Here is a 21,187-nt window from a genome sequence, read left to right as displayed (position 1 = left end):
ACCGCTCCCTTCTCTGCGTGTACTATTATTCTTCATCATTATTATCGGTATCGTTATCCCCACCGGGAACAGTTTCATAGGTCATGCCACTCATGACATCGTCTTCTTCGCCGGCTGTGACATATTCATCATCAGAGTTTTCCGCGTCATCCGGTGTAGCTGCGCCTGCTTCATGATGAGCTGCTGCGTCTACGCCTTCTTCGCCTTCCATGACCTGACGGATTTCGTCGCTATCACCCTGTTCGATATCGTCATCATCATCGAGTTCCTTAATGACGACTTCTTCACCGTCTTCATTCAGGATCTGTACGTCAAGGCCGATAGCCTGCAATTCCTTCAGCAATACCTTGAAGGATTCCGGTACGCCCGGTTCAGGAATATTTTCGCCTTTGACGATCTTTTCGTATGCCTTAACACGGCCGACAACATCGTCAGATTTTACCGTCAGCATTTCCTGCAGCGTATAGGCTGCGCCGTAGGCTTCAAGAGCCCAAACTTCCATTTCCCCGAAACGCTGGCCACCGAACTGGGCTTTACCACCGAGCGGCTGCTGTGTAACCAGGGAGTACGGACCGGTCGAGCGGGCATGGATCTTATCGTCGACCAGGTGATGCAGTTTGAGGAAGTACGTATAACCGACAGTGACGCGGCGGTCGAACGGTTCGCCTGTACGGCCATCGTAGAGGACGGTCTTGCCATCTTCCGGCAGGCCGGTCATCTTGAGGGCTGCAAAGACATCTTCTGCATGGGCACCATCGAATACCGGTGTAGCAATGTGAATACCGGCTTTATCCGGCTTCGGCATGCCGTATTTATCATAATCATAGCCATTTTCACGCAGTTTGGCTTCCAGTGTCGGATCCATGTTCTTGATCTGCATGCCTAATTCATGCATGGCCCAACCCAAATGGGTTTCCAGTACCTGTCCGATATTCATACGGGAAGGTACGCCCAAGGGGTTCAGTACGATCTGAACCGGTGTGCCATCAGGCAGGAACGGCATGTCTTCCTGGCGCATAACGCGGGAAACAACGCCCTTGTTACCATGACGGCCGGACATCTTATCGCCTTCGTGAATCTTACGTTTCTGGGCAATGTAGACGCGGACCAAACGGTTTACGCCCGGCGGCAGTTCATCGCCATTTTCACGGGAGAAGACGCGGACGTCGACGATCTTGCCGGATTCGCCGTGCGGTACACGCAGGGACGTGTCGCGGACTTCCCGTTCTTTATCGCCGAAGATTGCCCGCAGGAGACGTTCTTCCGGGGTCAGTTCCGTTTCGCCCTTCGGCGTTACTTTACCGACCAATACGTCACCGGGGAATACATCGGCACCGATCATGATAATCCCGTCTTCATCGAGGTTCTTCGTGCTGTCTTCACTGACATTCGGGATTTCACGGGTAATTTCTTCAGAGCCTAATTTCGTATCACGGGCATCGCATTCATATTCTTCAATATGGACGGATGTATAGAGATCGTTTTTCGGCAGATCTTCACTAAGGAGAACAGCATCTTCGTAGTTATAGCCTTCCCACGGCATGTAAGCGACGAGGATGTTATAGCCAAGGGCCAATTCGCCACCATCCGTAGCCATGCCGTCAGCCAGTACCTGGCCGGCTTCTACATGTTCGCCCTTATAGACGAGCGGACGCTGGTTGATACAGGTGCTCTGGTTAGAACGGACGAATTTGATCAATTTATACGAATCTACAGAGCCTTCGTCTGTCGTAACTACGATTTCATCGCCGGTTACGCGTTTCACGACACCGGCATGTTTTGCCAGGATGCAGACGCCGGAGTCACAGGCGGCTTTGTATTCCATACCTGTACCGACGAGCGGTGCCTGCGTGCGCAGGAGAGGTACGGCCTGACGTTGCATGTTCGCACCCATGAGGGCACGGTTCGCATCATCGTTTTCCAGGAACGGAATCATAGAAGTACCGACGGAAACAACTTCTTTTGGCGATACGTCCATGAAGTCTACGCGTTCTGCCCGGAATTCACGGGTATCTTCACCGTGACGGCAGGCAACACGTTCATTGACGAAATGGCCGTCGTCCGTCAGCGGTTCGTTAGCCTGGGCAATGATATACTGTTCTTCTTCATCAGCAGTAATATAATGTACGTCGTTCGTTACGACGTGGGTTTCTTTATCTACACGGCGGTACGGTGCTTCGATGAAGCCGAATTCGTTTACTTTACCAAAGCAGGCCAAGGACGAAATCAGACCGATGTTCGGGCCTTCAGGCGTTTCTACCGGGCACATACGGCCGTAGTGAGAGTGATGGACGTCGCGGACTTCGAAGCCTGCGCGTTCACGCGAGAGACCGCCAGGGCCAAGGGCACTGAGACGGCGTTTATGTGTCAGTTCAGCCAAGGGGTTTGTCTGGTCCATGAACTGGGACAGCTGGCTGGAACCGAAGAATTCTTTAATAGCCGCTACGACGGGGCGGATATTGATCAGCATCTGCGGTGTGATCTGTTCCGTATCCTGTGTCGTCATGCGTTCGCGGACAACACGTTCCATACGGGTCAGGCCAATGCGGAACTGATTCTGGAGCAATTCGCCAACGCAGCGCAGACGACGGTTGCCCAAATGGTCAATATCGTCGACATTGCCAAAGCCATCCATGAGGTTCAGGAGGTAGTCGATATTGGCAATGATGTCTTCCGGCGTAATCGTGCGATGGTCATACGGGAGATTGCTGTTGTTACAGATCACCTTATATACGGAACCATCGGCTTTTTCTACGTAGGCAATGGCCAGGCCATCACCGGCATAGACACCGCTTTCTTTAATCTTTTCAACTTCGGCCGAGCCAATTTCCGTATGTGCTTCGATGACGACTTCGCCCGTTTCCGGGTTGACAATCGGTTCGTGCAGGGTCAGGCCAAAGAGACGGCGTTCCCAGCCCAGCTTCTTACCTGCCTTGTAACGGCCAACGCGGGCCATATCATAGCGGCGCGGATCGAAGAAGAGGTTTTCAAAGAGGCTGCGTGCACTTTCTACTGTCGGCGGTTCGCCCGGACGGAGTTTTTTATAGATTTCTACGAGAGCTTCATCCTGCGATTCTGTCGTATCCTTTTCAAGCGTCGCTTTCAGGCGTTTGTCGTCATAGAACAGTTCGAGAATATCCGCGTTGCTCGACCAGCCTAAAGCACGGATCAATACGGTAACCGGGATCTTACGGTTACGGTCGATACGGGCATAGACGATATCGTTTGCATCTGTTTCGAGTTCGATCCAGGCACCACGGTTCGGGATAACCGTCGAGTTGTACAGACGGATCCCCATGGGGTCGATTTCACGACCGTAGTACACGCCAGGAGAACGGACCAACTGGCTGACAATAACACGTTCAGCACCGTTGATAATGAACGTACCTGTATCGGTAATCAGTGGAAAATCACCCATAAATACTTCCTGATCCTTAATTTCACCGGTCACATGATTGACCAGGCGGATCTGGACACGCAATGGCGCAGCATACGTCGTATCACGTTTCTTGCACTCCTGGATGTCGTATTTGGGATCTCCCAATTTAAAATTTTCAAAGGACAAGGATAAATTCCCCGCGGCATCTTCGATAGGCGAAATATCCTTGAATATATCTTTCAGCCCTTTTTCTAAGAACCATTCGTAAGACTTAATCTGTAAGTCCAGCAAATGCGGCATCTTCAAGACTTCGTTGATCTTCGCATACGTATAGCGAGTTCTTTTCCCAACTTGTACAGGTTTGAACATGCTGTTACTTCACCCCTTATAAAAAGTAAATCATTCGACGGAAACGTATCTTGTCAAAGCGACAAAAAAGCAAGGCTCCCTATCAAGAATAGACTGAACCTTGCTTAATTTTTTTGTTGACCGGAAGCATTTCCTCCATGCATTTCACCAATAGCACACTCGCAAATTGAACATTTTGCAATAAGTAATTATATCATGTGAAAAAACACTTGTCAACTTTTATTTTATTGTTTTTTTCTTTAAAATTTACTGGATTTTGGCCAGTGTATATTTCTTTTTACCCTTCCGCACGATAACGAAGTGGCCATGGGAATTTTTATGAGGCCGTACGATTTCGTCCAGGCTGGTTACTTTCACGCCGTTAATCGTAATGGCACCATTCGTTACGTCTTCACGGGCCTGCCGCTTGGACGAATAAATGGTCGAATCGACGAGCCAGTTGACGACGTCTTTTTCTTCATTCGTCACATTGACCGTCGGCATCTTGCCAAAGGCCTGGGTGAGTTCGCTTTCCGAAAGATCGGCAATGCTGCCATGATACAGGGCTTCTGTAATATTCTGGGCTTCTTTCAGCGCTTCCGGGCTGTGTACGAAGGACGTTACTTCTTCAGCCAGCCGGCGCTGGGCCAGGCGTTTTTCCGGTTCGGTCTTAACAGCTTCTGCGAGCGCATCGATTTCTTCTTTGCTGAGGAATGTGAAGTACTTCAGGTATTTAACGACGTCCGCATCATCCTGATTGAGCCAGAACTGATAGAATTCGAAAGGCGAGGTCTTCTCCGGATCGAGCCAGATAGCACCGCCGGCCGTTTTGCCAAACTTCGTGCCGTCCGCTTTCAGCATGAGCGGAATGGTGAGGGCATAGACCGGTGTATTGCCGCCGTGCATCTTACGGATCATATCGATGCCGCCGGTAATGTTCCCCCACTGATCAGCGCCACCGACCTGAAGCTGTACATCATGAGTGCTGTACAGATGTTCATAATCGACAGCCTGAAGGATCTGGTATGTAAATTCCGTAAAGGAAATACCGTTTTCCAAACGGCTGGCAACAACTTCCTTCGCCAGCATGATGTTAATGGGGAAAAGCTTGCCATAGTCGCGTAAAAAGTCGAGCAGGCTGATTTTAGAAAGCCAGTCGTAGTTATTGACAAACGTAATGTTTTGGTCGTCACCAAAAAGGTGAGTAAACTGGGCTTTTAACTTTTCTGCATTGGCCTGGATGGTTTCCATCGTCTGCAGCTGCCGTTCTGTCTTGCGGCCGCTGGGATCACCGATGGCGCCCGTACCGCCGCCGATGACGATATACGGGTGATGACCTGCCATAGCAAACCGTTTCAGCATCATAAACGGAATCAAGTGACCAATATGAAGGCTGTCCCCCGTCGGGTCAACGCCGCAATACAGGGAGATGCTCTTTTCCTCTGTAAGCTTCCGGAGATTTTCTTCTTCTGTCATCTGATTTACGGCACCACGCCAGGACAATTCATCAATAATGTTCATCTAACCTGCTCCTTTATCTGTATAATGTAATCTGTTTACTCATTATAGACTACTGCCTTGCCTACGTCAATGACAGGCCTTCGCCCCTGTTTTGTTCCTTATTTAGGCTGACGGCGCAGATGGACGGAAAAGCCATGGTACAGTTCCTTGAAGTATGCCAGACGCACGCGGCCCTGATCATCGTAGGTAAAACCGTCTTCGGCAAATTCAACCCCCTGCCGTTTGTAATAGGCAATAGCCCGGTCTATATCACGCGTATCGATACCGACATGCCCCTTTTCGCCAGGCAACTTTTTATAGCATACTTCTACGAGCGTGCCTACAAACCACGAAGCACCGGGCACTTCGATTTTTTTCTGATGCAAGAGGCCGCACAGGCGGTCGGTCACAGCTTCTGCTTCTTCTTTCGTCTGGCAGTGAATGCCTGTGTGACAAATGGCAAAACCCAGGAGCTTATCGACAGCAGCCTGGCAGGTCGCCGTAATATCAGCCCATTGGCGGTTCTTGACCATTGCCGATGGCGTCATAAAGCTGCCGCCAACAGCAGCGACATTGGGCAGATCCAGATATTCCAGCATATTATCGTAATTGACGCCGCCTGTAGGCACGAATTTCATATGGCCAAAGGGGCCGGCCAAAGCTTTCAGTGTCTTCACGCCGCCATAGGCTGCAGCCGGGAAGAATTTGCAGACTTCAATGCCCATGCCGTTAGCTGCTTCAATATCTGCCGGCGATACCGTACCGGGCAGGATATCAATGTGATTGCGCAGGCACCATTCCGTAACAGCCGGATTAAAAGCCGGCGTAACGATAAACGTAGCCCCTGCCCGCACAGCGGCTTCTGCCTGAGCCACATTGTGTACCGTACCGGCACCAACGATGAGACCCGGTACATGCTGGGCCATAGCGCGGATCGTATCGAGGCAGGCATCGGTACGGAAGGTCACTTCTGCAATAGGAATACCGCCGGCAACCAGGGCCTGGCCAAAGGGTACAGCCTGGGCCGCATCATCGAGAACAATCAAAGGAACTAAGCCTATATCCAATATGGTTTGCATGTTTTTACTAATCATTGTACATCTTCCCCCTCATTATTACGTTGAAATGTTTCCAGTTCCTGCCGTGTGGGCAGGCCTTCATTATCACCGGCTACCTGAATCTGCAGGGCACCGATAGCAGCACCGCGCCGGGCAGCAGCATACAAAGGCAGGCCATCTAGCACACCGCTGGTAAAGCCTACGGCAAAGCCATCGCCAGCCCCGACGGTATCCACAATAGTTGCGACGGGATAGCTGGGAACGTACTGTGCGCCGGCTTCTGAGCAGACATAGGCGCCATGGCTGCCACCGAGCTTGATGACCGCCATCTGTACGCCCTGGTCCAAATAGTACTTGCCAATTTCCTTTTCATCGGCCAGACCGGTAATCCGCTTGGCTTCTTCCAGTCCCGGCAAAACAATATCTGCATGCAGGCTGGCTTCGCCAATGACCTTACACATTTCCCTTTCGGAAGGCCAAAGCATGGGCCGCAAGTTAGGGTCAAAGGAAACCAGTGCGCCGTGCTGCCGGGCCTGTTCCATCAGGGCATAAATGGACTGGCGGCAAGTATCCGATAAGGCCAGGGGAATCCCCGTCACGTGTACGAGCTTGACATCCTGCCAGTCAATCGCGTCGAGTGCAGCCGGCAGCAAATGGGTAAAGGCCGTATTTTTACGGATATTGGCAACCTTAGGATCACCGCTCGACACCTTTTCCTTCATTTGGTAACCCGTCATATAGGCCTTATCTGTCTGCACATACGCATCGTGAATATGATTTTCCTTTAGGAAATTGCGGATGCAAGCGCCAAAGGGATCGGCACCCACGCGGGAAATGTAATAGGCATCAAAGCCCAGCCGGGCCATCCCTACGATATAGTTCAGTTCTGCGCCGCATACGTGGCGTTCAAAATGTTTCACCAGATCCAGCGGGCCTTCACTTTCTGCTACGAGGAGGCCCATGGCCTCACCAATCGTTAAAACCTTTGTCATGAATACACCTCATTCTGTTTTTAGTACGCTGTACTTCATGCGGCAGGCAAACAAGACGTCTGCTGCCGCCACAGGCTAGCCTTTAACAGCCGCCGTGTAAAAGGCAGCTGCTTCTTCGATTTCCTGCCAGGCACCCCGGGCCACGCGTTCAGCACTGACCAGATTATTGCCAATACCGAAGGAATCGACGCCGGCCGCCAAAAACTCGTGAATATTCTGTTCCGATACGCCGCCTACGGCAGAAAGCCTGAGCTGCGATAAGGAAGATTTCACAGCCTTGAAGTAAGCCGGTCCCAGGCCGGACGCAGGAAAAATCTTGACGATATCGGCACCGCTTTCCCAGGCCAGTTCGGCCTCTGTCGGCGTGTAGGCACCCGGCAGGGAAAGGAGTCCCAATTCTTTCGTACGGCGGATAACATCCACATTGGTATTGGGAGAAATCATAAACTCTGCACCGGCAGCTGCCGCATCTTCTACCTGCTTAACTGTCAGCACCGTTCCGGCACCGATATGCAGGGATGGATAAAATTTTTCCTTCAAAAGGGCAATGCTCTGTAACGTATCGGCACAAGCCGCTTCATCACCAGGCCGGTAGGTTACTTCCACAAAGCGCACGCCGCCCCTGGCCAAGGCTTCTACAGCCGGCACAATGGACGAGCTCGGCACGCCCCGGATAATAGAGATTATTTTTGCTTCCACCATTTCCTGTAATACACTCATACGCTTCCTCCTTACTGAATTAAACCGCGCCGTTTGGCCAGCATGATAGCACCGTAACCGGACAGGCCCCGTTGCTGCTCAGCCGTGGCCAGGACCGTACGCCAGCCCTGCTTGGCAAACATACACGCATAGGCAGCCTGCAAAACGGGCCGGCCGGCTACGACAAACACAGCGTCATCCAAACCGGCAAAAAGACTGCTCCGCTTCAGGGAATAGAGATCATCTGCCAACAAGAGTCCTTGCAGATAGTTCTGTAATTCCAGCGTCGTGCCCTGGTCAAACATGCCTAAGATACGGGTCATAAAGGCGCCGTGCAAGAGGCCCAGCTGCGCATGGTCGGCCAGGCCCCGCAAAAAGGCAGCTTCATCAAACGAAGCTGCATAGGACCGCTGCAGTGTGTCCGCCAGGATCGTATCGTAGGTCAGTGAATGAAGGACTTCCCCACCGAGGGTGGTGAGACACCCAAGGAGCCGTTCCTGTCCGTCCAGCATAATATACTTATTATGAGAACCAGGCAGAACCAAGACAGCCGGACCTTCTGGTGCTGCATAGGCCAGCAGGCCGGCCGCTTCCGTTTCTTCCCCCCGCATGATATCCATATGGTCAATCGTTGCCGCCGTGCACGCAGCCGGGTCCAGATTGCGCAGGCCCGGAACGAACCAAATAGCCTGTGGGCAAACGTCCTCTATGGTTTGGCAGACCATAGCCTGCGCCAATTCATCTAAGGTTACCGGTGCCGTCACATGTTCAATTTCACAAAGGCCAACATTACTGGTCAGCATCCCTGCCGCCAGGACCAGGGACACATCGGCTAAGGAAATCCCAGCCTGGTGCGCCGCCTCGTTCAGAGTCTGACGAACAGCGCCAAGCAGCCGGGTCTTATTCCCGTCAATTGCCGTATTGCGCACACCTACAGCAACCCGGGCCTCACCTGCGATTTGCCCGTCTTTCCAGATGTAAGACCGCGTATTACTCGTACCACCATCTATCGTTGCAATAAACAAATAAACCACCCTCCTACCCTATGTGTATATACTGATATTGTAGCATATTTCATAAGATACGTATAAAAGCTCTTCTTCCCTAGCATTTTATACTATCAGGACAGGTAAGACAACACTGATACTTTATTATAAAATATAAATTATGCTCATTATATTTATATAATTTACCAGCCTAGGTATTTCCACTCTACCCGCAATTCCCATATCTATTGCCCTTTCCTGTCTAATTCAGTATACTGTAAGAAATTTGTATTGTATTTTCACACTATTTATAGAGGTGTCTTTATTGAAACTTACAGTTGATGAGATTCTCCATTATCCGGAATTTTCCGGTCTCCACCTGCTGGCTGGCGCCGGCGGCGTTTCCAACCAGGTTTCTTCTTGTGGCATTTTAGATTATGAATACGACAAAACGCTGAAAAACAAATATACCAAGCTGAGCTTTATTCCCAATCAGCTGATTTTGTCCAGTTTGCAATATGCCAAGGAGGCCCCGGGCTGTTTGATCGATGCCATCCGCTTGCTGCATCACAAACAGTGCAGCTGCCTGGTCATTAAAAATGTGTACGGTTTGCCTTTAGCGCCGCATATCCTGCGCTATGCCGATTCCGCCAATTTCCCTATTATCGTCATCCGCAGTTCCGAGCAGTATTTTGAACGGATTATCGTCAACGTGTATAAACGGCTCCAAAGTCTGCACGATTTCGACAAATTTGAGCAGCTCGTTGCTACCATTCTCGCCCTGCCCGAGCACGATCCCCGGCAAAAGGAGTTGCAGCTGGAAATCAACCCGTGTTTGCAGCCTGATATCTTTTGTATGTATTTCCGTGCCCTCCATCCCGTATCTGCCGATGAATACCAAAAGCTGGAAGAAACGGCGACAGCAGCAAACCTCTTAACATCCTATAGCACATTGCTGCGCTATAAAAACGGCTTTATATATATCCATTCATCGTATAACTTTAAAAACGCCAAATCCAGTAACCTGGCGACGGAAATCCTTACAGGTCCCTTACAGGCCTGCGCCGGGGCATATTGTATTGGCGTCAGTTCCATTCATTACAGGGAACGGAAAATCAAGCTGTGCCTGGAAGAGGCCATTTACAGCAGCTACTTCGCGGCACCTGACCAGGGTCTGTTCAGGACCTATGAATCGTTAGGGATTAACAGCATCTTGCTGCCCTATTGCCGTGAACCGGCTATGCAGCATTTCGCCAATACCATCCTCAATCCGTTACGCGACTATGATTCGGAAAATCATACGTCCCTTTTAGAAACAGCTTCAGCCTTTGTCCGCGCCGGCGGCAGCATTGCCACTACGGCCGAAGGGCTGCAGCAGCATCCCAATACGATCCGTTACCGGCTCAAGCAAATCGGCACTCTCCTCGCGTTGGATGCCTTCCGGCCTGAAGGCTACGAAACGCTCTCCCTGGCCTTACGCATAGACCAGTGCAGCCACATCGAATTATAATGACAAAAACCTCCCTGGCAGCTGTTGCCAAGGAGGTTTTCTTATCGTACTACTCTGTCAGAAAGTGACTGCGTATGAGAACAGTTCTGGCCGTCTGCGCCATGAGGGCATAGCCGGCCGGACTGGGGTGTACGCCGTCGACATAGAGAGACGACGTTCTGTTTGCCTTTTGTGCATCCCAAAGAGCTGCATAGAAATCGAATACGCAGAGCCGTTGCTGCTTGCACTCATTCAGGAGCCACTGGCGATAGGCCGTAAGCCGGTCATTATGCCCAGTGACGGCGTCTGCGGCTTGCCAGCCATAGGCGGCGCTTTCCGGCAGTGTCAGTGGCGGAATACCTACATAGACCGGTTTTCCCTGGGTCTGCAGGCGCGCAATCATATCTGTCATATGCGCCTGCGTCTGCTCCCTGCGTATATCGAGGAGGATGTCATTGGAGCCACCCATGAGAAAGAATGCATCATAGGCAGTCAGCTCCATCGCTTTCAGGCGCTGCAGCATGCCGGCCGTCGTATCGCCGCACAGGCCTTCATTCTGGCACTGTACGCGGCCAGCGCGGCTTAAGAGCGTGAGCCAGCGGTCCTGTGCGGCTACGCCATAGCCAAAGGTCAGGCTGTCACCCAGGCACAGGAGGCGCCTCATGACCGGTCCTGCGGCAACAGCTGCCGTACAGCAGCAACTGCCGTTTCAGAAGAAAGCCACGGTGCCGTAAACTGGCAGCCGGCCCGTTCTAAATCAAGCTGGCAGGCAAAGATTTTCGGCACGGCACTGGCATAGACATTCTTTTCATACATATACCGCAGGGTTTCTTCTACGTTGCCGTCACAAAGAATATGACCGTGGTCGATGAGAACCAGCCGGTTGGCGAAGGGCAGGGCTGCTTCCAGCGAGTGCTCTACGACGACGATCGTATGGCCATATTGTACGTTCAGGTCGTGAATGAGTTCGTAAAAATCACGGGTCCCTTCTGGATCGAGGGCCGATGTCGGTTCGTCAAAGACGAGGATTTCCGGACTGGTCGCCAAGACACTGGCAATGACCAGCCGCTGCCGCTGGCCGCCAGATAACTTACTAAGCTGGCGCTGCCGATATTCCGTCATGTGTACCTTTTCCAGTGACTCCGTAATGGCCGCATCAATCTGCTCCGGTGCTACGCCCTGATTTTCCAGACTGAAGGCAATTTCTTCTTCAACAGTCATAGCCACGAGCTGGCTGTCATAGTCATCGAGCATGGCGCCGACCTTATTGGCCAGCTTGGAAATCGTCGTCTGCGTCGTTGCCTGGCCTTCTACGTAGACCATGCCTTTCATGACGCCGCCAAAATAATGAGGAATAGCGCCGGTCAGAGCCATGCAAAGAGAGCTCTTGCCGCTGCCGCTTTCGCCGGTAATGACCAGAAAATCGCCGGGCTGGATGGCCAGCGTCACGTCATTGAGGACAGGCACCTTCTGTTTATTATGGATATACGAAAGATGTTCCATCGAGACGATGCCCTCTTGTGTCGGCTTCAGGTCGTAGCCGCTGTGATCGGAGGTCACGCTCTGTTCTTCCAGTGAATCGATAATGCCACGGGAGGCAAAGAGGCGGAGCGCCGGGAAATACATGAGCGGCGTTACGACGGCATTTAAGAGGCCGATGACGAATACCAGGGGCAGCATGCCCGTGAAATATACGATATTCGGCAGGCCCATAGCAAACTTCAGAATCGTAACAAAAATACCACCGCTCATGCAGGTTGCCGCAAGGCCCGTCAGGACCGGCAGACAGGAATGACCCTTAAAACGGATGAAGGCCAGGTTCTTGACGATGAGTGTACACGTCAGGGCCCCTGCCGGTTCACTGATCAGGTTGCCATAGGGAAAGCCCGATTTAGACGTCAAGACGTTGACCAGCGCGGCGACAAGGCCAATACCCAGGGACTGGGTATACGAAGGCTTGGTCAGGCAAATGGCGACACAATACGTCGCAATGGTCCAGTTCGGCGTAATACCGGCTACGCTCGGCGACACGAGGTGCAAAATCGTACCGATTGCCAGCATGAGCGTCGTAATCGTAATCCAGCGGAACTGCCCGCCTTGGCGGTGGTGAAATTCTAACGATGCAATATCTGTGATTTGTTTCATCCTGAGTTCCTCCTTAGACGAGATCGTGCATGCGCAGGTAAATGACGCCGATGCTCAGCAGCACAAAAAGCAGCAAGACCAGGTAATCGCAGCCGCGTAGCCGGACATTGCTCATAAAGCTGCGCGTATCGCTGTTGAAGCCCCGCAGCTCCAGGCTTAAGGCCATCGTTTCCGAACGGCCCAGGGATTTAAGCATGAGCGGCTGAATGACGCTCATGTAATTCAGTATCTTTCTAAAGATGTTTCCTTTGGCAGAAAAGCCACGGCACGCTTGTGCTTCCTGCACGGCATGGCTTTCGGCGATGAAGTCCGGCACAAAGCGCAGGGCAGCCGTAAACATGAAGGCGTATTCATAGGGTACGCGGATCTGTTTAACCAGGGCAGCTGTCAAATCCTGCAAACGGGTCGTCGTTAAAAGGATAATAAAGACAATCGTCATAGCCAGCATGCGCAGGCCCGTCACATACGCCGATTCCAGCGAGCCGCCGCCGATGAGCTGGACAACGGCCAGGAATACGGCAAACACGGCCAGGCTCAAAACGGCCTTGCTCGTACTCTTAAAATTACCGCACAGCGCCAACAGGCACAATTCAATGACCACCAGCACCGCCAGCGGCACAGGTGTATGAATGACGAGAGCCCAGAAAGAGAAGGCTGCCGTGCCAATCAATTTCGTTACAGGTACAAAACGCTGCATCATTTTTGGCCTCCCAGTTTCTGCAGCATAGCTGCCGTAAAATCCTTCATGGACTTGCAATAAGGCAGGCCCGGTACGGACAGGGACAAGGTAACGGAATCGGGCCGGCTAAGGCCCAGATCATAGAGATCATCCCGCTTGGTAAACAACTCTTCCGGCGTACCGTCAAAGGCTTTTGTATGCTGGCCAATGACCAGGACACGGTGACAGTATTCGGCGAAAATATCCATGTCGTGGCTGATGATGAGGACCGTCAGGCCTTGGCGGTTCAATTTGGTCAAGAGCTGCATGAGTTCTTCCTTATCAGCACTGTCCTGACCACTCGTCGGCTCATCGAGAATGAGATACTGCGTGTGCATGGCAATGGCAGAAGCAATGGCAACACGCTGTTTTTCGCCACGGTTTAAATTGGGCGGATAGGCATCGGCCAGGTCCGACAGGCCCGTCTGTTCCAGCGCCGCTTGCACAGAGGCTTCAATTTCATCAGCCTGACGGCCAAACTGCTGTGGCCCATAGGCGACTTCATCCCGTACGGTCGGGCGGAACATCTGCCGTTCCGGCCGTTGAAAGACGTAGCCAATGAAAGCACTGCGCCGGGACGCATCGTCTTCATTGATGATCCTGCCATCATAGCGGATTTCCCCGGAAACGGGCTTTTCCAGGCCCATGAGCAACCGCGTCACCGTCGTTTTGCCACAACCGTTACGGCCGCCTAGGCCAATGAACTCACCGGCACCTATTTCTACATTCATATGTTCCAGAATAGGAGTCCCATTCCCATAATGAAAACAGACATCCCGCATTTCTAACATAGGTCTTCTCTCCTTTTTACGACAATAAAAAAACCTTCCATCCCCTGACAGGGACGAAAGGTTGAATCTTCCGCGGTACCACCCACATTGGCTCGTACGAGCCCAGCTCTGCATGTACAGCATAACGCGATACACGGTTCTTTGATAGCGGTGGAACTACACCGTCGAACCCTACTGGTTACCGTTCAGGCCGCATCTCCCGAATCCATTCCATCTGCTGACCTAGGGCCGAACTTTCACTGCCATCGGCTCGCTGTACCTGTCGTTGCACATGTACTCGTTTCGTTCATCGATACTTACTCATATAGTTTACTTGTAATTATACGTTCTTTTCCTGTAAAGTCAAGGGCAAGCCCGTCAGCCCGGCCATGTATCATGCCGGATTTCGCATATAAGTATTCCTATTCATATATTTTTGTCATATCATTTTTCTTATATTGACAAATTTTCTCTACATGATACAATCAATATCAACAATTTCATTAGCAGTGGCTTCTGTACAACCGTCTTGTACAGACAAGCTTCATTGCGCTTTTATCCAGAGTGGTGGAGGGACTGGCCCTATGAAACCCGGCAACCGATTACACGGTGCCAATTCCTGCGGAAGCAATTCCGATAGATAAAGAAAACGCAGACTCTTTCTCTCTCGGGAAAGGGTCTTTTTTTCTTTTCTGTCCGAATCGATTCATTATATATTCCATAATCAAGGAGGCCTAACGTATATGAAAAAACTACACATTTTTACACTGGCTGCAGCCACGATGCTCTTATCCTTCTCCGTTCTCTTAAGCGGCTGTGGCAGTGATAAGCCTACAGGCGGTCATGAGGTTTCACACAACACTAAAATCACCGTCGGTGCCACGCCGGTACCGCATGGGGAAATTCTGGCACAGATCAAACCCCTCTTAGCCGCAAAAGGGATTGACCTCAACGTCGTCGAATTCACAGATTATGTCAAGCCTAACCTGGCTTTAAATGACAAGGAAATCGATGCCAACTTCTTCCAGCACCAGCCCTACATGGACAAATTCAATGCCGAACATGGCACCAACCTCGTAGCCCTGTGCAAGGTACACATCGAACCGATGGGCATTTATTCCAAAAAGATTACCAGCCTGGATCAGCTGCCGGACGGTGCCAAGGTAGCCATTCCCAATGACCCGACCAATGGCGGCCGGGCGCTCCTGATCCTGCAGAAGGCCGGCCTCATCAGCCTAAAAGATGGCGGCAGCATCTCTTCTACCGTCCAGGACATTGTCAAAAATGACAAACACCTGCAGTTCGTCGAACTGGAAGCCGCCCAGATTCCCCGTTCACTGGAAGACGTAGACATTGCCCTGATCAATACGAACTTCGCCCTCGAAGCCGGTCTCAATCCGCTGAAGGACGCTCTCTTTATCGAAGATAAGGACTCGCCCTATGCCAACATTCTGGCCGTCCGGGCAGGCGATGAAAATCGTCCGGAAATCAAAGAGCTCCAGCAAGCCCTGCAATCGCCGGAAGTAAAGAAATTCATCGAAGATAAGTACCAGGGCGCCATCCTCGCCAGCTTCTAACGCCTAACCCAGTCAGACTATACCATAAAAAAGGAAGCCTATTGTTATGAAAACCTGTGATCTCTTTGCCAAAAAAACTGTCTTTTCCTTTGAAGTCTTTCCGCCCAAAAAGGACATGCCTGTAGAAACGGTTTTTTCTACCCTCACGGAGCTGAGCAAGCTGTCGCCTGATTTTATCAGCGTCACCTGCGGTGCCGGCGGCCAGGGCGGGACACGGACCGTAGAGGTAGCCAGCCGCATCAAAAAGCTGGGCTGCGAAACGGCGGCCCACTTGCCGTGCATCAACTTGGACCAAAACGATGTCCGCTCTATTTTGCAGGAATTAAAAAAGGAAGGCATTGAAAATATCCTTGCCCTGCGCGGTGACCGCACGCCGGACATTGAGCCAAAACACGATTTTGCCCACGCCAGCGACCTCATTTCCTTCATCCGTCAGGAAACAGGCGACGACTTCAATATCATCGGCGCCTGCTATCCCGAAGGCCACCAGGCAGCCAAAAACCTGCAGGCCGATATTGACGCCCTGAAGATCAAAGTAGAGGCCGGTGCGAGCGAACTCATTTCCCAGCTCTTCTTTGATAACGCGTGCTTTTATTCTTTCCTGGAAAAAACGGAAAAGGCCGGCATTCACGTCCCTATCGAAGCAGGCATCATGCCCGTGACGAACAAAAAGCAAATTGAACGCATGGTTACTCTCTGTGGTGCTTCCCTGCCCCTTAAGTTCCAAAAAATCCTGACCAAATACGGCCACGACAACGTTGCCTTGCGCGATGCAGGCATTGCCTATGCCATCGATCAGATCGTCGATCTTCTGGCCAATGGCGTCGACGGCGTACACATTTATACGATGAACAGCCCTTACGTAGCGGAACGCATTACGTCCGCCGTCAAGACACTGCTCTAAGTGTCACCTTACTAAGCCCCCTGCCACGCAGCAGGGGGCTTACTTGTTTTTCCCTTATGGCTCTTGTATAATACAATTAGAATAACATTCATTATCATATTCTAGGAGGCGTTTTACGTGGGATTCTTCAGTAATTTATTCGGTGGCTCTGCGGAAGGGCAGGAAAAATTTGTATATATTCAAGGCATGATGTGCCAAAACTGTGCTGAGCATGTAACAGAAGCCTTGCTGGCCGTGCCAGGCGTTCTAAAAGTGAATGTCAATTTGCCCCGCGGGCGGGCTACGTTGCGCGTTACCGGTGACGTCGTAGAAAAAGATCTTTTAAAGGCCGTAGTCAACGCCGGCTATGGCGTCAGCAAAATCACAGAACAAAAGGAAGACTAAAAAAAGCAGGGAGCCGCCTGATTGGCGGTTCTCTGCTTTTTATATACAAGGATCGATGCGTTTATTCTTTCAGCACGTAGCCGTAGGCGCGGACACGGCCGTCGTCTTCATGTTCCAAATACACGCCTTGAATTTCCATGGCAAACCCCGGCAGGGCGTTGAGGCTTTCCTCGAGGGCCAGGAAATACTGGACAGCTGTCGGAGACCAGCGTTCACCCGGCACGACACACAGCACGCCCGGCGGGTACGGCAAGGCCCCTTCAAGGGCAATACGGCCTTCAATTTCGGCAATCGGCACCAGTTCCCGCTGGCCCCGGATAAAGGCGTAATGTGCATCTTGCGGACGCATAGCGTATTCCGGTAAAAACTCACGGCGGAAAAGCTTTTTCTGCAAGTCTTTTACATTGCGGTCCTTGAAGAAATCATGCATTTCCTGGCACAGCTGGCGCAGCGTATAGCCTGTATAACGGCCGGGATAGCGGTTATACACGCCGAGGAGCACTTCTTCCATGGGCACGTTATTATCGACAAAGCGTTCGAAGCGGACGAGCTGGCTCGTCAAAAAGCGCAGTTTATCTTTATTTTCTGCCGGCGTCAGCAAGAAGAGAATCGAGTTCAAATCGCATTTTTCCGGGATGACGCCGTTACCACGCAAATATGTAGCCAAAATATTGGCGTGAATGCCAAAGTTTTCGTACTCCCCTGTTTCCGCATCAATCCCGGGCGTCGTCAAGAGCAGCTTACACGGGTCTACACGGTACTGGTTGGGACCATAGCCTTCAAAGGCATGCCATTTGGCCCCCGGCTCGAAGGTAAAGTAATCGATATCATCGGCCATAGATTCCGTATCTCCGCGCTGCCAAAGGCGGTCGTGTACCATCGGCGCTACGAAGGGACGGATATAATGACAGCGCCGCAGAATATCCTTGCGCGCATCAATGCCCAGCTTGACGCAATCACGCCACATTTTCCGGCCTGCATCACCGGCATGAATTTTGGCATTCACATCGAGGGACGCAAAGAGCGGGTAAAAGGGACTCGTCGTGGCCTGCTCCATAAAGGCATTGTTAATGGTTTTATGGTTTACGTAGCGGTCCTGTTCGTGAATATGGCTGTCTTTCTTGTGAATCTGTGAGGTCTGGGAAAAGCCGGCCTGCTGCTTGTGGACAGACTGGACTACGAAGATCCCCGGATCACCAGGCTGCAAATCGAGGAGCAGCGGACTGCTGTCCTTGAGCATGGGAATGAACTGTTCATAGCCTACCCAGGCAGAATCAAAGAGAATGTAATCGCACAGGTGGCCAATACGGTCGACCACGTAGCGCGCATTGTAGAGCGTGCCATCGTACGTGCCGAGCTGGATCACAGCCAGGCGGAACGGCCGTTCCTGCTTGGCCTTTTCCGGATCCCGTTCGGCCGCGAGCTGACGCAAATAGGTTTCATCGAAGCAGTGGGCATCGATACCGCCAATAAAGCCGTAGGGGTTACGGGCCGTTTCCAGATATACAGGCGTAGCACCGGCCTGGATGAGAGCGCCGATGGCCACGGATTTATGGTTATTGCGGTCATATAAGACCAGATCTCCCGGTGTCAGCAGGGCATTCGTAACGACGCGGTTAGACGCAGACGAACCGTTAAGGACGAAATAGGTCTTATCTGCATGGAACACTTTCGCGGCAAAATCCTGGGAGTCCAAAGCCGGTCCTTCATGAATGAGCAAATCCCCCAAGGTGACATCGGCATTGCAGATATCAGATTGGAAGATATGGGGACCAAAGAAGTCGTACAGATAGCGGCCGGCCGGATGCTTTTTAAAAAAGGCTCCGTCCTGATGGCCCGGGCAGTCAAAGGGATTATTCTTTTCACTGACATACTCTACGAGTTCCCCAAAAAAGGGTGGCAGTACATTCTGTTCATAATTGCCGGCCAGGCGTTCTGCCGTTTCAATACAGCGGCTCTTATTGACGACTTCCTCCGAAAGGACGACGTCGACCTTATCCAAATACTGGGAAGGCAGCTTTTCGCCACTCGGCATGATTACCATAATGGGCACGCCAAACCCCGTTGCATCGATCGTATCGATATAATCAAAATCCTGATCCGAAAGGACGGCAACGGCAACATCTGTAAAATCGGTTTTTTCGACAGGCACGATTTCCCGGTCACTGTCAACAAAATAGTACTGTACGTCAAAGCTGTACGCAATCTTCATGTGTTTCATATGCTTTTACTCCTATCCTCTTCCTTTTCTTACGGCCTCTTTCTTGCCGGACAATGGCTCCGGCAAAGAAACTTGGCCTTTTTATATAATTCTTTCCCTATGAAAACACGGAAAGCACCGCGGCATTAGAACCCTGCCTGTGCGGATAGCCTTATTTTATGCTTTACCCGGTAGAATGACAAGCCTTTTCTGCCTTCGTTTTTTTTATTTTTCCATGAGATTCCATCGATTCGGCCTGGTCGTTCGTTCCTTCATGGCCGCTACTTATTCCTTAAGGTAAAAAGATGGACTATATTATGAATTTAATGCATTATTTACAGTTAATACTAGTATATTAATAGCTATTATGCATTAATTAAGTTAAAATAAATAATAGCCTTTCCCCTATCTATTGTATAAAATGAATACGACGAGTATATCAATGTACGCGTAGGTGTTTCTCTTACTACCTATGTGAATAATAGAACAACCATTTTTCTTCCTGAGAAAGGACTATGACTATGCAACAATTACAGAAAAAAACAAAAAAGCGCTGGTTTATACTTTCGCTGCTTTTCGTCCTTACAGCTATCAATTACCTGGACCGGACGAATATGGCCGTCGCCGCTTCCAGTATGAGTCAGGAATTGGAATTTAACGCCGCCACGATGGGGCTGCTCTTTTCCGCCTTTTCCTGGGCCTATGGTCTTATGCAGATTCCTGGCGGCTGGTTTATTGAATACGTCGGCTCCCGTATTTCTTACACGGTATCTCTCTTTTTCTGGTCTTTATTTACGATTTTTATGGGACTGGGCAATTCCTTTGCCTCCCTCTTTGGTATCCGCCTGGCCATTGGTGCCACTGAAGCGCCGGCCTTTCCTACGAACAGCCGTGTCGTCGCCTCGTGGTTTCCGGCAAAGGAACGGGCTACGGCTACGTCCATCTATACGGCCGGCGAATTCATCGGCCTGGCGTTTCTGACACCGGTCTTATTCTGGATTTTAGAAAATTACGGCTGGCGGGAAATCTTTTACGTCACTGGCGTCATCGGCATCCTGGCCAGCATTGTCTGGTATTTCCTCTATCGGGAGCCCAGTGAAAATTCCGGCGCCAACCAGGCTGAGCTGGACTATATCCGTGAAGGCGGCGGCCTCGTAGAAACGAAGAGTGAAAAACAGTCCATTACGTGGTCCCAGGTAACCTACCTCTTCAAGCACCGTCAGCTCCTGGGCATTTATTTAGGCCAGTTTGCTAACACGAGTACCATGTATTTCTTCCTGACCTGGTTTCCTACGTACCTGGTGATGTCCAAACAGCTGCCCCTCCTCAAGGCCGGCGTATACGCTGTCATTCCCTATATCGGTGCCTTATGCGGCGTTCTCCTGGGCGGCTACTGGTCCGATACGATGCTGCGCCGCGGTGCCAGCCTCTCCAAGGCCCGCAAGCTGCCCATCATTTGCGGTCTCCTCTGCTCCATGACGATCTTAGGCGCCAACTACGTCGATTCTCTTAATGCCGTCATTGCCATCATGGCCCTTGCCTTCTTCGGCCAGGGCATGGCTGCTATCGTTTGGAGTACTGTCGGTGATATTGCGCCGTCCGATTCCGTTGCCCTGGCCGGCGGCGTCTTCAATTTCATCGGCAACCTGGCAGGTATCATTACCCCCATCGTCATTGGCCTGATCGTGCAGTTTACAGGTTCCTTCGTCGGTGCTATGATCTTCATTAGCTGCATTGCCGCCTTAGGTGTCTTTTCCTTCCTCTTCATCGTCGGTGACATTCACCGCATTGAAGCCCTGCATCACGACGAAAGCCAATCATAACGTAATATTAAGCCCCGCTTGTTCCACTGAACCGCTCCCCGTCAAGTAGACAGAGCAAAAAATAAAACATGTACTTATTACTGCCACCGATATCCGGTGGCAGTTTTTATGCTGCCACGTAATAGTTATTGTGCTTTTCCATCGGGGTTACTACACCCAGTTTTCTCTGTAAACGCTTAGTATTGTAATAGCCAATGTAATCTTCAATCATTGCA

The 21,187-nt window shown here is 51.2% G+C and carries 17 protein-coding genes, 1 riboswitch and 1 other annotated feature; of the genes, 5 read left to right on the top strand and 12 right to left on the bottom strand.

Translation table 11 applies throughout. The annotated features are described in order from the left end of the window. Nucleotides 1-25: 25 nt before the first annotated feature. The 6 genes from rpoB to H8J70_RS07600 all read right to left on the bottom strand — a co-directional run bounded on the left by rpoB (nt 26) and on the right by H8J70_RS07600 (nt 9,001). A complete protein-coding gene (gene rpoB, locus H8J70_RS07625; protein WP_186503307.1) occupies nt 26-3,748 on the bottom strand; it encodes a DNA-directed RNA polymerase subunit beta in 3,723 nt (1,240 codons plus the stop codon). A gap of 246 nt (nt 3,749-3,994) precedes the next feature. After that, nucleotides 3,995-5,248 carry a tyrosine--tRNA ligase gene (gene tyrS, locus H8J70_RS07620; RefSeq protein WP_186503306.1) on the bottom strand — a complete coding sequence of 418 codons (1,254 nt, stop codon included), beginning with the start codon at nt 5,246-5,248 and terminating at the stop codon, nt 3,995-3,997. 98 nt (nt 5,249-5,346) lie between these two features. Further along, nucleotides 5,347-6,321: a bifunctional 4-hydroxy-2-oxoglutarate aldolase/2-dehydro-3-deoxy-phosphogluconate aldolase gene (gene eda, locus H8J70_RS07615; protein WP_246415306.1), complete on the bottom strand. Its 975-nt coding sequence runs from the start codon at nt 6,319-6,321 to the stop codon at nt 5,347-5,349. Further along, complete coding sequence (locus H8J70_RS07610; RefSeq protein WP_186503304.1) at nt 6,318-7,277, bottom strand: sugar kinase; 960 nt, start codon at nt 7,275-7,277, stop codon at nt 6,318-6,320. Before H8J70_RS07610 ends, eda begins: the two co-directional genes overlap by 4 nt. A gap of 75 nt (nt 7,278-7,352) precedes the next feature. Continuing rightward, nucleotides 7,353-7,997, bottom strand: a complete 645-nt coding sequence (locus tag H8J70_RS07605; RefSeq protein ID WP_186503303.1) for a bifunctional 4-hydroxy-2-oxoglutarate aldolase/2-dehydro-3-deoxy-phosphogluconate aldolase — start codon at nt 7,995-7,997, stop codon at nt 7,353-7,355. Nucleotides 7,998-8,008: 11 nt separating this feature from the next. After that, nucleotides 8,009-9,001 carry a 2-dehydro-3-deoxygalactonokinase gene (locus H8J70_RS07600; protein ID WP_186503302.1) on the bottom strand — a complete coding sequence of 331 codons (993 nt, stop codon included), beginning with the start codon at nt 8,999-9,001 and terminating at the stop codon, nt 8,009-8,011. A 286-nt stretch (nt 9,002-9,287) separates the two neighbouring features. Here H8J70_RS07600 and H8J70_RS07595 point away from each other — a divergent pair, with 286 nt between their 5' ends. Beyond that, complete coding sequence (locus H8J70_RS07595) at nt 9,288-10,472, top strand: PucR family transcriptional regulator (protein ID WP_186503300.1); 1,185 nt, start codon at nt 9,288-9,290, stop codon at nt 10,470-10,472. Nucleotides 10,473-10,521: 49 nt separating this feature from the next. Here H8J70_RS07595 and H8J70_RS07590 read toward each other — a convergent pair whose 3' ends face one another. The 4 genes from H8J70_RS07590 to H8J70_RS07575 are packed head-to-tail and all read right to left on the bottom strand — an operon-like array spanning nt 10,522 to nt 14,105. Continuing rightward, nucleotides 10,522-11,115, bottom strand: a complete 594-nt coding sequence (locus H8J70_RS07590; protein ID WP_186503298.1) for an SGNH/GDSL hydrolase family protein — start codon at nt 11,113-11,115, stop codon at nt 10,522-10,524. Further along, nucleotides 11,112-12,596: a tryptophan transporter gene (locus tag H8J70_RS07585; protein WP_186503297.1), complete on the bottom strand. Its 1,485-nt coding sequence runs from the start codon at nt 12,594-12,596 to the stop codon at nt 11,112-11,114. The genes H8J70_RS07590 and H8J70_RS07585 overlap by 4 nt, the downstream gene beginning before the upstream one ends. A 13-nt stretch (nt 12,597-12,609) precedes the next feature. Then, nucleotides 12,610-13,293, bottom strand: a complete 684-nt coding sequence (locus H8J70_RS07580; RefSeq protein ID WP_186503374.1) for an energy-coupling factor transporter transmembrane component T family protein — start codon at nt 13,291-13,293, stop codon at nt 12,610-12,612. After that, nucleotides 13,293-14,105 carry an energy-coupling factor ABC transporter ATP-binding protein gene (locus tag H8J70_RS07575; RefSeq protein WP_186503295.1) on the bottom strand — a complete coding sequence of 271 codons (813 nt, stop codon included), beginning with the start codon at nt 14,103-14,105 and terminating at the stop codon, nt 13,293-13,295. The genes H8J70_RS07580 and H8J70_RS07575 overlap by 1 nt, the downstream gene beginning before the upstream one ends. A 46-nt stretch (nt 14,106-14,151) precedes the next feature. Next, nucleotides 14,152-14,404: a binding site (T-box leader), on the bottom strand. A gap of 232 nt (nt 14,405-14,636) precedes the next feature. After that, nucleotides 14,637-14,731, top strand: a riboswitch (SAM riboswitch). A 96-nt stretch (nt 14,732-14,827) separates the two neighbouring features. On the opposite strand from H8J70_RS07575, the gene H8J70_RS07570 reads away from it, so the two are divergent. The 3 genes from H8J70_RS07570 (at nt 14,828) to H8J70_RS07560 (ending at nt 16,949) form a co-directional block, all read left to right on the top strand. Then, entirely contained in the window at nt 14,828-15,661 is an 834-nt protein-coding gene (locus H8J70_RS07570; protein ID WP_186503293.1) for a MetQ/NlpA family ABC transporter substrate-binding protein, read from the top strand. A 46-nt stretch (nt 15,662-15,707) separates the two neighbouring features. Beyond that, a complete protein-coding gene (gene metF / locus H8J70_RS07565; RefSeq protein ID WP_186503291.1) occupies nt 15,708-16,565 on the top strand; it encodes a methylenetetrahydrofolate reductase [NAD(P)H] in 858 nt (285 codons plus the stop codon). A gap of 117 nt (nt 16,566-16,682) precedes the next feature. Beyond that, entirely contained in the window at nt 16,683-16,949 is a 267-nt protein-coding gene (locus H8J70_RS07560) for a heavy-metal-associated domain-containing protein (protein ID WP_186503290.1), read from the top strand. A 61-nt stretch (nt 16,950-17,010) separates the two neighbouring features. Here H8J70_RS07560 and speC read toward each other — a convergent pair whose 3' ends face one another. After that, complete coding sequence (gene speC, locus H8J70_RS07555) at nt 17,011-19,170, bottom strand: ornithine decarboxylase (RefSeq protein WP_186503289.1); 2,160 nt, start codon at nt 19,168-19,170, stop codon at nt 17,011-17,013. Nucleotides 19,171-19,670: 500 nt separating this feature from the next. On the opposite strand from speC, the gene H8J70_RS07550 reads away from it, so the two are divergent. After that, the gene (locus tag H8J70_RS07550) at nt 19,671-20,972 is read left to right on the top strand and encodes an MFS transporter (protein ID WP_246415305.1); all 1,302 of its coding nucleotides are present in this window, start codon (nt 19,671-19,673) and stop codon (nt 20,970-20,972) included. Nucleotides 20,973-21,078: 106 nt separating this feature from the next. Here the strand turns inward: H8J70_RS07550 and H8J70_RS12855 are convergent, their stop codons facing one another. Beyond that, the gene (locus H8J70_RS12855) at nt 21,079-21,183 is read right to left on the bottom strand and encodes an IS3 family transposase (protein WP_425489114.1); all 105 of its coding nucleotides are present in this window, start codon (nt 21,181-21,183) and stop codon (nt 21,079-21,081) included. Between the last annotated feature and the right edge of the window lie 4 nt (nt 21,184-21,187).

The sequence above is a fragment of the Megasphaera hominis genome (genome assembly GCF_014269395.1).
Taxonomy (GTDB): Bacteria; Bacillota; Negativicutes; order Veillonellales; family Megasphaeraceae; genus Megasphaera; species Megasphaera hominis.
The sequence above is the reverse complement of the archived record's forward strand: the minus strand, read 5'-3'. Positions and strand labels throughout refer to the sequence as shown.

Excerpts from the sequence above, each read along its gene's own strand:
- H8J70_RS12855 (WP_425489114.1), bottom strand. The coding sequence starts at position 21,183 with ATGATTGAAGATTACATTGGCTATTACAATACTAAGCGTTTACAGAGA.
- H8J70_RS07610 (WP_186503304.1), bottom strand. The coding sequence starts at position 7,277 with ATGACAAAGGTTTTAACGATTGGTGAGGCCATGGGCCTCCTCGTAGCA.
- H8J70_RS07570 (WP_186503293.1), top strand. The coding sequence starts at position 14,828 with ATGAAAAAACTACACATTTTTACACTGGCTGCAGCCACGATGCTCTTA.
- speC (WP_186503289.1), bottom strand. The coding sequence starts at position 19,170 with ATGAAACACATGAAGATTGCGTACAGCTTTGACGTACAGTACTATTTT.
- H8J70_RS07590 (WP_186503298.1), bottom strand. The coding sequence starts at position 11,115 with ATGAGGCGCCTCCTGTGCCTGGGTGACAGCCTGACCTTTGGCTATGGC.
- H8J70_RS07585 (WP_186503297.1), bottom strand. The coding sequence starts at position 12,596 with ATGAAACAAATCACAGATATTGCATCGTTAGAATTTCACCACCGCCAA.
- H8J70_RS07550 (WP_246415305.1), top strand. The coding sequence starts at position 19,671 with ATGCAACAATTACAGAAAAAAACAAAAAAGCGCTGGTTTATACTTTCG.
- tyrS (WP_186503306.1), bottom strand. The coding sequence starts at position 5,248 with ATGAACATTATTGATGAATTGTCCTGGCGTGGTGCCGTAAATCAGATG.
- H8J70_RS07580 (WP_186503374.1), bottom strand. The coding sequence starts at position 13,293 with ATGCAGCGTTTTGTACCTGTAACGAAATTGATTGGCACGGCAGCCTTC.
- H8J70_RS07575 (WP_186503295.1), bottom strand. The coding sequence starts at position 14,105 with ATGTTAGAAATGCGGGATGTCTGTTTTCATTATGGGAATGGGACTCCT.
- H8J70_RS07605 (WP_186503303.1), bottom strand. The coding sequence starts at position 7,997 with ATGAGTGTATTACAGGAAATGGTGGAAGCAAAAATAATCTCTATTATC.
- eda (WP_246415306.1), bottom strand. The coding sequence starts at position 6,321 with ATGATTAGTAAAAACATGCAAACCATATTGGATATAGGCTTAGTTCCT.
- metF (WP_186503291.1), top strand. The coding sequence starts at position 15,708 with ATGAAAACCTGTGATCTCTTTGCCAAAAAAACTGTCTTTTCCTTTGAA.
- rpoB (WP_186503307.1), bottom strand. The coding sequence starts at position 3,748 with ATGTTCAAACCTGTACAAGTTGGGAAAAGAACTCGCTATACGTATGCG.